Below are 11,684 nucleotides of genomic sequence, written 5' to 3'. Positions count from 1 at the left end.
TGTTCAGCGTACACGTGTTAGCTATCCTGCGTCGCGAACTCAAAATAAGGCTTACTGAAAACATGGTAGATAAACGCGAATCCTATACAAAAGAAGACCTTCTTGCCTCCGGTCGCGGTGAACTGTTTGGCGAAAAAGGCCCGCAGCTGCCGTCAGCGAATATGCTGATGATGGACCGTGTCATCAAAATGACCGAAACGGGCGGTAACTTCGATAAAGGCTACGTGGAAGCAGAACTGGATATCAATCCTGACCTGTGGTTCTTCGGTTGCCACTTCATCGGCGACCCGGTAATGCCTGGCTGTCTGGGTCTTGATGCCATGTGGCAGCTCGTGGGCTTCTACCTAGGCTGGCTCGGCGGTGAAGGTAAAGGTCGCGCGCTGGGCGTGGGTGAAGTGAAATTCACCGGCCAAATCCTGCCAACGGCGAAGAAAGTCACCTATCGCATCCACTTCAAGCGCGTCATTAACCGCCGCCTGATTCTGGGTATCGCTGATGGTGAAGTACTGGTAGACGGCCATAAAATCTACGAAGCAACCGACCTGAAGGTTGGCCTGTTCCAGGATACTTCAACGTTCTAATCTATGGACATTGCCCGACCGGGCTGACAGAAACGGCGAAGCCTCTGCATGCAGAGGCTTCTTTGTTTTAAAGAGACAGCATCAAGCGATTACTGCCCTGTCCCCCATGGCTTCTCGCCAGCCTCCCAGCCAGTGTGACCTCTGATTTAAGGTCTGATAAGGACAGATTTCTTTTGATTTGCCAGCGATGCCTGCCTGGTACCCACGTTGATGTGCCCGTTCCAGGCGATCACGTTTTTGTCTCTTCATGCCTCGTTTCCCTCATTTTTTGATCTGGTGGAAAAGAAAACAGTGGTCACCAAATGTGCAACCACATATTAGGGATAACCCGATTCGACGGCCTCGTCAATGCGCAAAATTCACGCCAGTGTCATATTTGTGAGCTACACAGAAGTTCATTTGTACAAAAAATGTGAACCGCGACAACTAACTGCCTGAGGGTAAAAACAAAAAAACCGCAGCAGGAACACGCCTGCTGCGGTTTTTATGATGATAAATTTTACTTATGGCAAGCGGTTCATCGACTGGGCAATCGAGGCTGCCTCCTGACTCCAGGCCTGCGCCAGCGTTTTTACCATTGCGTCATAACCGTCCTGCTGCTGCTTCACTTCGATGTGGAACGGGCGTTTGATAAGCTGCCCCTGGTGGTTCAGGAGCCACTCGCCGCTGACAATCACCGTGCCATCATAGCGTCCATGAAAACCGCTGACGTTGACGTTGAGCGTGTCCTGATCGCTTCCTAGCGGTTGTGAGGCAACGACCCAGCCAGGCAACTGGTTACTGAGGTTTGCCACCAGCGTCGTCCGAAGCTGCTGATCCAGCGGGCTGGCCCACAGATTATTGCTGGCTATCACATACTGAACGTCGCTGGTCTGATACACCACGCCGCTGCCAGCGAGGTAGTCCGGGATGTTAACCTGCTCAACCCACAGCAGACGATTTCCCTGGCTGGCCGTGCTCTGTACGCCAGCCTGAGGAAGTGGCAATTGATAATACGTTTTACTGTCGCTGCCGGTACTGCTGCACGCCGACAGCATGCAGGCCATTACTACGGGTAGCCATTTTTTCATTGTTTCGCCCTCTTCGGCTGCGGATCCTTTTTATCCTTCGCTTCAAACACCAGCGCATTGCTCTTATCGTTCAGCGTCTTCAGCACCGGCTGCAGTTCACGCAATACCTGATCCAGACGTTGCATGTCACCGACCATTTTGTTGTAAGCGGCGGAGCCCGGCTGGAAGCCCTGCATACTGCGATTCAGCTCACGCAAGGTTTTCTGCATATCCGCTGGCAGGTCCTGCATCGACTGGCTCCCGGTAATCTTGTTCAGATTATCCAGCGTTGTTTGCACATGCTTCATGGTTTTCTGGCTTTCAGCCAGTGAACTGGTGGCCTGCTCAAGCAGCGGGTTAATCGGCAGATTATTGATCTTATCCAGCGCCTCCATCAGGCGTTGCTGGATTTGCGCAAGACCGCCGCTGACGGTTGGAATGATGTCATACCCACCAAACTCACGGAATTTGCCGCGCGGCTCCGCCTTCGGATAGAAATCAAGATCGATATACAACGCTCCGGTGACCAGATTCCCGGTTTTCAGTGAGCCACGCAGACCGCGATCGATCAGCCCGTCCAGGTGCGCTTTGATGTCCGTGTCGCCGCCAAGCTGGTTGATCAGACGTTCAGGTTCGATACGCACCTGCACAGGAATCCGGTAATCATCATTCAGACGCTGATGCAGCCCAGGAATGAAGAACGGGACTTTGCCGACGGTGCCAAGGCGAATACCACGGAACTCCACCGGGGCGCCAGGCTGGAGTCCACGAACCGAATCCTTAAAGAACATCACGTAATCAAGATGCTGCGTGTAGATGGAATCCTGAATGCTACGCTGATCGTCGTATAAGTGATATCCGGTTTTATTCGCCACCGGTTCACCCAAATCTTGCCCTTCCGGCACGTCAAAGCTGACGCCGCCGCCGAACAGCGTCGACAGAGATCCCATTTCAACGCGCATACCGGCGGCCGTCAGGTCTACCGCAATCCCGCTGTCTTTCCAGAAGCGCACGTTGGTGGTCACCAGACGATCGTTCGGTGCATTGATAAACAGCTGATAGGAAATTGTGCGTTTTTCCGGATTGAAGGTGCTGGTTTCAACCGAACCTACGCGGTAGCCACGGAAGAGCACAGGATCGCCCGGTGAAAGCTGGCCCGCTTTGTTACTTTCCAGCAGGATGCGGATCCCTTTCGCATCAGGCGGTGCCAACGGCGGCGCATCCAGCAGCTGGAATTGCGCAGGTTCAGCCCCTTTCGTCCCGGGCTGAAGCTCGATATATGCCCCGGAAAGCAGCGTACCAAGGCCGCTAATGCCTTCGCGGCCGACCTGCGGTTTCACCACCCAGAAGACAGAGTCACCGTGCAGCAACTTTTCCATTCCGGTGTTGAGCCGTGCTTTGATTTCGACGTGCGTCAAATCGTCCGTCAGGGTGGTACTTTCAACAACGCCCACGTCCACGCTTCGGCTCTTGATGCGAGTTTTCCCGCCTTCAATGCCTTCCGCGTTAGTGGTCATCAGCGTCACTTCCGGCCCCTGATGGCTATAGTGATAAAACAGGATCCACGCACCGATGAGCGCGGTCACGATGGGAAAGATCCACACCGGCGACCAGTTCTTCACCTTCTGCACTTTGGCCTCTCCACTCTTGTTTTCCATGTTGCTACTTTTCCTCATGGCTTGGTTCTGGCTCACGATCCCATAACAGTCTTGGATCGAAGGTCATGGCGGAGAACATGGTCATGACGACCACCAGCGCAAACATTACTGCCCCCATCGCCGGATAGATATTCATTAATCCTCCCATGCGCACCAGCGCCGACAGCACCGCTATCACAAAAACATCAATCATTGACCACCGGCCAACAAATTCAACTACCTCATACAACAAATGCATGCGCTCGTTATCGCGCTTGCCGTTGCCGTTTGCATTCCAGCACAGCCAGCCGATAGCGATCATTTTCAGCGTTGGCACCATGATACTGGCGATAAATATCACCATCGCCACCGGGTAAGATCCTTCGCTCCACAGCAGTACGACCCCGGCAATAATGGTAGAAGGCATTTTATCTCCCAGTAAATCCGTGATCATGATGGGCATGATATTAGCGGGGAGATAAAGAATGACAGAGGTTATCAGCAGCGCCAGCGTCCACTGCAGGCTGTGCTTACGCCGCACGAAACCTTTTGTTTCACAGCGTGGGCAGACAGGGTTGTCCGCCGGAAGGATCGCCGTGCAGCATGGACAGGAGCGCAGCCCCTGGCGAATGCCCGCCACGCCAACCTTGAACGGTTGCTGTAGCTCAGGCTCAGGCGAGATGTCATCCCACAGCCAGCGGCGATCGACACACTGGAAGGCCCGGAGCTGAAGCAGGCAAAACAGGCACCAGGGCAAAAAGCTCGACCCCACGCCGATGTCACCATACGCCATCAGCTTGACGAAGCTCACCAGCACGCCAGCGAGAAAAATCTCTGCCATACCCCACGTTTTCAGGTGGAACAAAACGCGGGCAAGGAAAATCTGCATCTTTTTCGACAACGGGACGCGGTTCACCAGCACAATAATAGTGACCAGACAGAAAGCCGGCACCAGCTGTACAAAGAGCAGGAAAAAAGTGCCAAGGCTGGCATAGTCTTCGGAAAACAGAACGTGCGGGATCTCGAGCAGCTCGATTTCGCTGCTGATCCCGCCGACGTTCATATTGACGAAAGGAAACAGGTTTGCCAGCAGCAGCATAAACAGCGCCACCAGCGCATAGGCTGTCGGACGCTGCCGCGGCTCATCCCATTCCGTGGTGAGCGTCGTGCCGCAGCGAGGACACGACGCCTTATGACGATGTTCCAGGTGCGGTAACGCCACCAGCAGATCGCATTGCGGGCACAGGATATGCCCTGCCCTCTGGTGTTCATCGCACATGAGCGTTCCTCTCCATTAACCGCCGTTTTTTAACGCTTCAAGCTCTTCCCAGCGCTCAAACGCCTCTTCCAGCGCTTTCTCAGCCGCAGCCATATCGGACAACACCTTTTGGGTGTGGTCATGTGACTGGCTGAAGAAAGAAGGGTCCGCGACCTGGGCCTGTAAACTCTCCAGATTCGCTTCAAGCTCTTCGAGGCGTTGAGGAAGCTGTTCTAATTCGCGCTGCAGGTTATAGCTTAGTTTGCTACTCGCGCGTTTGACAGTTTCTGCTTTCGGCTGCTCTTTCAGAACCTTCGTATCAACCGATGGTTTTTTCGCCAGCGACTGCGCCTGCTGACCACGAGCATCGTGATAGCCGCCAACATAGGCGCCAATCTTGCCGTTACCTTCGAAAATCCAGCAGTCGGTCACCGTGTTGTCGACAAACTGGCGGTCATGGCTGACCAGCATAACGGTGCCCTGATAGCCGTCGATCAGCTCTTCCAGCAGTTCAAGCGTTTCCACGTCGAGGTCGTTGGTCGGTTCATCGAGGATCAGCAGGTTGCTTGGCTTAAGGAACAGACGCGCCAGCAGCAGACGATTACGCTCCCCGCCAGAAAGCGCACGCACCGGCGTCATCGCGCGTTTCGGGTGGAACAGGAAGTCCTGCAAATACCCAAGCACGTGGCGCGGCTTGCCGTTGACCATCACTTCCTGTTTGCCTTCAGCCAGGTTATCCATCACGGTTTTATCCGGATCCAGCTCGGCGCGATGCTGGTCAAAATACGCGACCTCAAGCTTAGTGCCGACGTGGACGCGTCCGCTATCAGCCTGAAGCTGGCCCAGCATCAGTTTAAGGAGCGTGGTTTTGCCGCAGCCGTTCGGGCCAATCAGGGCAATTTTGTCTCCGCGCTGAACCTGAACGGAGAAGTCCTTCACCAGCACTTTACCGTCGACCTGATAATAGACGTTTTCCAGTTCGAACACGATTTTGCCTGAACGACTGGCTTCTTCGACCTGCATCTTCGCGCTGCCCATAACTTCACGGCGCTCGCTGCGTTCACGGCGCATCGCTTTCAGCGCGCGCACGCGGCCTTCGTTACGGGTGCGGCGCGCCTTGATGCCCTGACGGATCCACACTTCTTCCTGCGCCAGCTTGCGGTCAAACTCTGCATTCTGCAGCTCTTCGACGCGCAGGGCTTCTTCTTTTTCCAGCAGGTACTGGTCATAGCTGCCAGGATAGGTCACCAGCTTGCCACGATCGAGATCGACAATACGCGTCGCCATGTTGCGGATAAACGAACGGTCGTGCGAAATGAAGATAATGGTGCCTTTGAACGTTTTCAGGAACCCTTCCAGCCAGTCGATGGTTTCGATGTCCAGGTGGTTCGTCGGTTCGTCAAGCAGCAGGATTCGTGGGCCGCTCACCAGCGCCCGGCCCAGCGCCGCTTTACGCAGCCAGCCGCCGGAGAGCGCACTCAGCTGCATATCAGCTTCCAGGCCCAGCTGTTCCAGCACTTCGTTGATACGGTTTTCCAGCTGCCACAGATTGTGGTGATCCAGCTGTTCCTGAACTTTTGCCAGCTCGTTCAGGTTTTTGTCGCTCGGATCGGTCATCACCAGATGGGAAATCTCGTGATAGCGCTTGAGATAAACCGCCTGCTCTTCAATGCCCTCGGCGATAAAGTCGTATACGCTACCCTGTACGTTACGCGGCGGATCCTGCTGTAGACGCGCCACAACCAGATCCTGCTCGTAAATAATGCGACCGTCGTCCAGACCCTGCTCGCGGTTGAGGATCTTCATCAGCGTCGACTTCCCGGCGCCGTTGCGCCCGACCAGACAGACGCGTTCGTTATCCTCGATATGCAGTTCGGTGTTATCGAGAAGCGGCGCATCGCTGAACGACAGCCAGGCGCCATGCATGCTAATTAAAGACATTTATTCTTTCCTTCAGGCTGCGGTAATCAGCCAGCAGTTGTGGATCTGACGGTTACGGGCGAAGTCTGGCGAAAGCGTTTTTTGAGTAATTTCTTGTGCTTTCAGGCCGAGTTTCGCCATGCCGTCGGTGTCGAGTTTGAAGCCACGCTTATTGTTGGAGAACATGATCGTCCCGCCTTTGCGCAGCAGACGTTTCAGATCGGTCATCAGCTTCAGATGATCGCGCTGCACATCGAAGGTGTCTTCCATGCGTTTGGAGTTGGAGAACGTCGGCGGATCGATAAAGATCAGGTCGAACTGCTCATCAGCATCGCGCAGCCAGCCCAGCACGTCGGCCTGCAACAGGCGATGCGGACGGCCGGTCAGGCCGTTGAGACGCAGGTTACGCTCGGCCCACTCCAGGTAAGTGCGTGACATATCCACAGTCGTGGTGCTGCGAGCACCGCCCAGGCCTGCGTGAACGCTGGCACTGCCGGTGTAGGAGAAGAGGTTAAGGAAATCTTTTCCTTTACTCATCTGGCCAAGCATCTTACGGGCGATGCGGTGATCGAGGAACAGGCCGGTATCGAGGTAATCCGTCAGGTTCACCCACAGTCGCGCGTTATACTCGCTGACCTGCATGAACTCGCCCTTCTCGCTCATTTTCTCGTACTGATTCTTGCCTTTCTGGCGCTCACGGGTTTTCAGCACCAGCTTGTTAGGCGCAATACCCAGCACGGAAATGGTGGCGGCGATAACGTCGAACAGGCGGTGGCGCGCTTTGGTCGCATCCACGGTTTTCGGCGGCGCATATTCCTGAATCACCACCCATTCGCCGTAGCGATCGACCGCCACGTTATATTCCGGCAGATCGGCATCGTACAGGCGATAGCACTCAATACCTTCCTGACGCGCCCACTTCTCGAGCTTCTTCAGGTTTTTACGCAGACGGTTGGCGTAGTCGTCCGCCAGCATAACTGGCGCGGTTGCACCGTCGGTTTCCGCCAGATGGTAGTTTTTCTGCACGCAGTCCAACGGGCCGTTTTTGGCTTTGAACTGACGCTCGGCGCGCAGCTGCAGGCAGCTCAGCAAATCCGGTGAGGCGCTGAACAGCGACAGGTTCCAGCCGCCAAACTGGGTTTTCATGATGCGGCCCAACAGGTTGTGCAGGGCAATCAGCGCCGGCTCGCTATCCAGACGTTCACCGTAAGGCGGGTTGCTAATCACCGTGCCGTACGGACCTTTTGGCAGTGGGTTGCTGAGCTTCGCTACATCTTTCACTTCAAAGGTCATCAGATCGGCAACGCCTGCGCGGCGGGCGTTACTGCGCGCACGCTCAATCACGCGGCTGTCGATATCGGAACCGTAAAAGTGAGATTCATAGGCGGCAAGGCCTGCGCGAGCGCGGGTTTGCGCGTCGGCTTTCACTTCCTGCCAGACAGCTTCATCATGCTGCGCCCAGCCTTTAAAACCCCAGTGTCCACGGTGCAGGCCTGGCGCACGGTCAGTGGCCAGCATGGCCGCTTCAATCAGCAGCGTGCCGGAACCGCACATCGGATCCAGCAGCGGCGTGCCTGGCTGCCAGCCGGAGCGCATAACAATCGCCGCCGCCAGCGTTTCTTTAATTGGCGCGATGCCGGTGGCATCACGGTAACCGCGCAGGTGCAGGCCTTCGCCACTCAGATCGAGAGAAATATGCGCGACTTCTTTATTCAGGCGCACGTTGATGCGCACGTCCGGATTTTCTTTGTCGACGTTCGGACGCGGCAGATTTTTACGGGTGAAGGCATCGACGATGGCATCTTTCACCTTCAGCGCGCCGTACTGGCTGTTGCGAATCTCTTCATTCACGCCGCTGAAGTGGACGGCAAAGGTCGCGTCCTGATTGAACATCTCTGTCCAGCTGATAGCCTGCACACCCAGATAAAGGTCCAGATCGCTGTAAACCTTGCATTCGGTAAGCGGCATCATGATACGGGACGCCAGGCGGCTCCACATCAGGCTCTGGTACAGCAGTCGCGTGTCCCCTTCAAAATGGACACCACCCTGAACCACCTGACAACCGGTCGCACCCAGGCCTTCGAGTTCAGTTTTTAACAGCTCTTCCAGCCCACGGGCCGTACTGGCAAACAGAGAATTCATATCGTCACTTATTACTCGCAGAAAATTGTTGCGCATTATAGCGAATCTGGGCTTCATATAGGGCGACTTTTTTCAAACGCAGAGGACAGCGGGATGGCGACGTTATCAAGGCTCTTTATTCACCCGGTCAAATCGATGCGGGGGATCGGTATAACGCACGCGCTGGCTGATATCAGCGGGATGGCTTTTGACCGTATCTTTATGGTGACCGAACCGGACGGCACTTTCATTACTGCCCGCCAGTACCCGCAGATGGTACGTTTCACGCCGGTGCCAATCCATGATGGCCTGCACCTGACGGCGCCAGACGGCAGCGCCGCAATTGTGCGTTTCGCAGATTTCAAATCCGATGCTGCCCCTACCGAAGTCTGGGGAAACCACTTCACTGCGCTGATTGCACCTGCTGATATTAACCAGTGGCTTTCCGGCTTTTTCAAACGTGATGTCCAGCTACGCTGGGTCGGCGCGCAGCCAACCCGCCGCGTAAAACGCTATGATGCCGTTCCGCTCTCTTTTGCAGATGGTTTCCCTTATCTTTTGACCAGCGAAGCATCACTCAGGGACCTGCAAAACCGCTGTCCGGCGAGCGTGCAGATGGAGCAGTTTCGCCCCAATCTGGTGGTGACCGGTACGCAGGCCTGGGAAGAGGACACCTGGAAAGTGGTGCGCATCGGCGAGGTTGTCTTTGACGTGGTTAAACCCTGCAGCCGCTGCGTTTTTACCACCGTCAGCCCCGCCAAAGGGCAAAAACATCCGGCCGGGGAGCCGCTCACGACGCTGCAAAAGTTCCGCACTGCCCAGGACAACGGCGATGTTGATTTCGGCCAGAACCTGATTGCCCGCAACAGCGGCGTGGTTCGCGTTGGCGATAAAGTTGACATTCTCTCTACCGGCCCGGGCAAAGTTTACGGTGCAGGTGAAGTGGAAGAGACGTTAGATGTCGTCAAAGCATCAGACGCCGTCGTCGAGATCGACTGGCAGGGAGAAGTGTTCAAAGGCAATAACCAGCAGGTGCTGCTGGAACAGCTGGAGCAACAGGGGATCCGCGTGCCCTATTCTTGCCGGGCGGGAATTTGTGGAAGCTGTCGTATTACGCTGGTTGAAGGGGAAGTCAGCCCGATGAAGAAAAGCGCCGTGGCCAACGATGGCACTATTCTTTGTTGCAGCTGCGTGCCAAAAACTGCGCTGCGGCTTGCGCGCTAAACGGCCTGGCCGTAGCGCATTGCATCCTGCAGAGGTTGCGGCTGCAGGCGGTCATTCATTACCTTAATCGCATCGCCAAGCTGCATCGTCCGACCGGCCAGCATCAGGCCAGGCTGGGCCAGCAAGCAGAGCGCCGCATTGTCGCCCGGCTCTACCACCAGCAAATTCACTCGTTCGCCGCTGTCGCTCAGCCACACCGCTGCGGCATCGCCCGTGACGGGTTGCCAGCGGTCATGATGGGCCAGAAAATGCCAGCTTTTTGGCATCTGCGGTTTCAGGAAGCGGATGGCAACGAGCGCATTGAGAATGAGCTCTGCGCGATGTTCTTTCGTTAATTCAAGATCGCGGCATTTTTCTTCAAAAGCGAAGTAGAGCGCGGCGTCGTCAACACAAAACCCTGAGGGATCAAAGGCATCCGGCGTCAACATACGGCGGGCAAAACGTGAGCGAAACAACATACCATTGGCTAAATCGAGCATCATACGGTCATGCTCTTCATCAAAATACCAACGCCAGTTATCGTCAGGTTTAATTCGCATTTCTCTCCCCCGTCCTCTTCAGCATCCGCTGCGCGAAACTTTCTGATCCCGTTTCGTTTATTTGCCTGAATTAAGAAAAGACCATAAAGTTTAAATTAGCAACATTGGTGGAATATAAAACAACCAGGGCCAGAAATAAAGCCCCGGTTGGAATTTGCGCAGGAAAGATTAGATATGAGTAACGATTTCTTTAATCAGCGGTGGGCCTTTAAAAATAAACCCGGAATAGATCTGTATTAGCGTAGCACCAGCGGCCATCTTCTCGCGGGCCGCCATCACAGAATCGATACCGCCCACGCCGATAATCGGCAGGCGACCATTTAATTCCGCTGACAGCAGGCGAATAATTTCCGTACTTTTTAGCTGTAATGGGCGACCGCTTAAACCACCGGTTTCATCACAATGTTTCATTCCCTGGACAAGTGAACGATCGAGGGTGGTATTGGTGGCAATAACACCATCAATATTATGGCGAACTAAACTGTCGGCCACCTGGATCAATTCTTCAGGTGAAAGATCCGGTGCGATCTTCACCGCCACTGGCACATATTTATGGTGCACAGATTGCAGTTCGTTTTGCTTATTTTTAATCGCCGATAAGAGATCGTCCAGCGCCTCACCATATTGCAGCGTACGCAGGCCTGGGGTATTTGGCGATGAAATATTCACCGCAATATAACCGGCATAGGCATAGACTTTTTCCATACAAATCAGATAGTCATCTTTACCTTGCTCCACCGGCGTGTCTTTGTTCTTGCCGATATTAATGCCGAGCACGCCATCAAAGTGGGCTTTTTTTACGTTCTCAACCAGGTTATCAACGCCGTGATTATTGAAACCCATCCGGTTGATCAGACCTTCGGCATCGACCAGGCGGAAGATCCTCGGCTTGTCATTTCCCGGCTGCGGGCGTGGCGTGACGGTACCGACTTCGATGGAGCCAAAGCCCATCGCGCCAAGCGCATCGATGCACTCCCCGTTTTTATCAAGCCCTGCGGCTAATCCCAGTGGGTTCTTAAACTGCAGGCCCATGCAGGTCACCGGCTTTGCCGGCACTTTCTGGCGCACCAGCGCTTCAAGGGGCGTGCCTGTCACACGGCGTAATTGTTGAAACGTTAATTCATGAGCGCGCTCTGGATCGAGCTGGAAAAGGGCTTTACGAACGAAGGGGTAGTACATGAACTCTCCTGGATTCCCGGTAGCAAACCGGGGGCGTATTATGTTCTATCCAGCTACGAAAGGGAATTGACCTGCGGCAAAAAATGCCACGTTATGCGCAAACGTTTACTTATTTTCACTTTTCAGCAAACGAGTGCCGGATAAATCATTTAATGAACGCCCTGCCCTCTGACACA

At 54.7% G+C, this 11,684-nt stretch carries 10 protein-coding genes; 2 read left to right on the top strand and 8 right to left on the bottom strand.

All coding sequences use genetic code 11. The features are described 5' to 3' along the window. Nucleotides 1–62 precede the first annotated feature (62 nt). The gene (gene fabA, locus AB1287_RS07445) at nt 63–581 is read left to right on the top strand and encodes a bifunctional 3-hydroxydecanoyl-ACP dehydratase/trans-2-decenoyl-ACP isomerase (RefSeq protein ID WP_312628374.1); all 519 of its coding nucleotides are present in this window, start codon (nt 63–65) and stop codon (nt 579–581) included. Between the two features lie 81 nt (nt 582–662). On the opposite strand, the gene rmf is transcribed toward fabA, so the two are convergent. From rmf to rlmKL, 6 genes are all read right to left on the bottom strand, one after another. Then, complete coding sequence (gene rmf / locus AB1287_RS07440; RefSeq protein ID WP_097163605.1) at nt 663–830, bottom strand: ribosome modulation factor; 168 nt, start codon at nt 828–830, stop codon at nt 663–665. 254 nt (nt 831–1,084) lie between these two features. Further along, on the bottom strand, nt 1,085–1,651 hold the full coding sequence (pqiC, locus tag AB1287_RS07435) for a membrane integrity-associated transporter subunit PqiC (protein ID WP_312628372.1): 567 nt from the start codon (nt 1,649–1,651) through the stop codon (nt 1,085–1,087). Further along, entirely contained in the window at nt 1,648–3,288 is a 1,641-nt protein-coding gene (pqiB, locus tag AB1287_RS07430) for an intermembrane transport protein PqiB (RefSeq protein ID WP_312628370.1), read from the bottom strand. The genes pqiC and pqiB overlap by 4 nt, the downstream gene beginning before the upstream one ends. Nucleotides 3,289–3,292: 4 nt before the next feature. Beyond that, nucleotides 3,293–4,546, bottom strand: coding sequence for a membrane integrity-associated transporter subunit PqiA (gene pqiA / locus AB1287_RS07425; RefSeq protein ID WP_312628369.1), 1,254 nt, complete (start codon nt 4,544–4,546; stop codon nt 3,293–3,295). Between the two features lie 15 nt (nt 4,547–4,561). Then, nucleotides 4,562–6,466, bottom strand: a complete 1,905-nt coding sequence (locus tag AB1287_RS07420; protein WP_435617390.1) for an ABC transporter ATP-binding protein — start codon at nt 6,464–6,466, stop codon at nt 4,562–4,564. A gap of 12 nt (nt 6,467–6,478) precedes the next feature. Next, entirely contained in the window at nt 6,479–8,587 is a 2,109-nt protein-coding gene (rlmKL, locus tag AB1287_RS07415; RefSeq protein WP_435617389.1) for a bifunctional 23S rRNA (guanine(2069)-N(7))-methyltransferase RlmK/23S rRNA (guanine(2445)-N(2))-methyltransferase RlmL, read from the bottom strand. Nucleotides 8,588–8,680: 93 nt separating this feature from the next. Here rlmKL and AB1287_RS07410 point away from each other — a divergent pair, with 93 nt between their 5' ends. Continuing rightward, complete coding sequence (locus AB1287_RS07410; RefSeq protein ID WP_435617388.1) at nt 8,681–9,790, top strand: YcbX family protein; 1,110 nt, start codon at nt 8,681–8,683, stop codon at nt 9,788–9,790. Here the strand turns inward: AB1287_RS07410 and zapC are convergent. Beyond that, nucleotides 9,787–10,329 carry a cell division protein ZapC gene (gene zapC / locus AB1287_RS07405; protein ID WP_312628364.1) on the bottom strand — a complete coding sequence of 181 codons (543 nt, stop codon included), beginning with the start codon at nt 10,327–10,329 and terminating at the stop codon, nt 9,787–9,789. The genes AB1287_RS07410 and zapC overlap by 4 nt on opposite strands. Nucleotides 10,330–10,497: 168 nt before the next feature. Further along, nucleotides 10,498–11,508 carry a quinone-dependent dihydroorotate dehydrogenase gene (gene pyrD / locus AB1287_RS07400; RefSeq protein WP_435617387.1) on the bottom strand — a complete coding sequence of 337 codons (1,011 nt, stop codon included), beginning with the start codon at nt 11,506–11,508 and terminating at the stop codon, nt 10,498–10,500. Nucleotides 11,509–11,684 lie beyond the last annotated feature (176 nt).

It is taken from the genome of Scandinavium sp. UTDF21-P1B (genome assembly GCF_040750395.1).
Taxonomy (GTDB): Bacteria; Pseudomonadota; Gammaproteobacteria; order Enterobacterales; family Enterobacteriaceae; genus Scandinavium.
This window is presented reverse-complemented; position numbering and strand designations above follow the sequence as displayed.

Excerpts from the sequence above, each read along its gene's own strand:
- rlmKL (WP_435617389.1), bottom strand. The coding sequence starts at position 8,587 with ATGAATTCTCTGTTTGCCAGTACGGCCCGTGGGCTGGAAGAGCTGTTA.
- AB1287_RS07410 (WP_435617388.1), top strand. The coding sequence starts at position 8,681 with ATGGCGACGTTATCAAGGCTCTTTATTCACCCGGTCAAATCGATGCGG.
- pqiA (WP_312628369.1), bottom strand. The coding sequence starts at position 4,546 with ATGTGCGATGAACACCAGAGGGCAGGGCATATCCTGTGCCCGCAATGC.
- AB1287_RS07420 (WP_435617390.1), bottom strand. The coding sequence starts at position 6,466 with ATGTCTTTAATTAGCATGCATGGCGCCTGGCTGTCGTTCAGCGATGCG.
- pyrD (WP_435617387.1), bottom strand. The coding sequence starts at position 11,508 with ATGTACTACCCCTTCGTTCGTAAAGCCCTTTTCCAGCTCGATCCAGAG.
- fabA (WP_312628374.1), top strand. The coding sequence starts at position 63 with ATGGTAGATAAACGCGAATCCTATACAAAAGAAGACCTTCTTGCCTCC.
- pqiC (WP_312628372.1), bottom strand. The coding sequence starts at position 1,651 with ATGAAAAAATGGCTACCCGTAGTAATGGCCTGCATGCTGTCGGCGTGC.
- pqiB (WP_312628370.1), bottom strand. The coding sequence starts at position 3,288 with ATGGAAAACAAGAGTGGAGAGGCCAAAGTGCAGAAGGTGAAGAACTGG.
- zapC (WP_312628364.1), bottom strand. The coding sequence starts at position 10,329 with ATGCGAATTAAACCTGACGATAACTGGCGTTGGTATTTTGATGAAGAG.
- rmf (WP_097163605.1), bottom strand. The coding sequence starts at position 830 with ATGAAGAGACAAAAACGTGATCGCCTGGAACGGGCACATCAACGTGGG.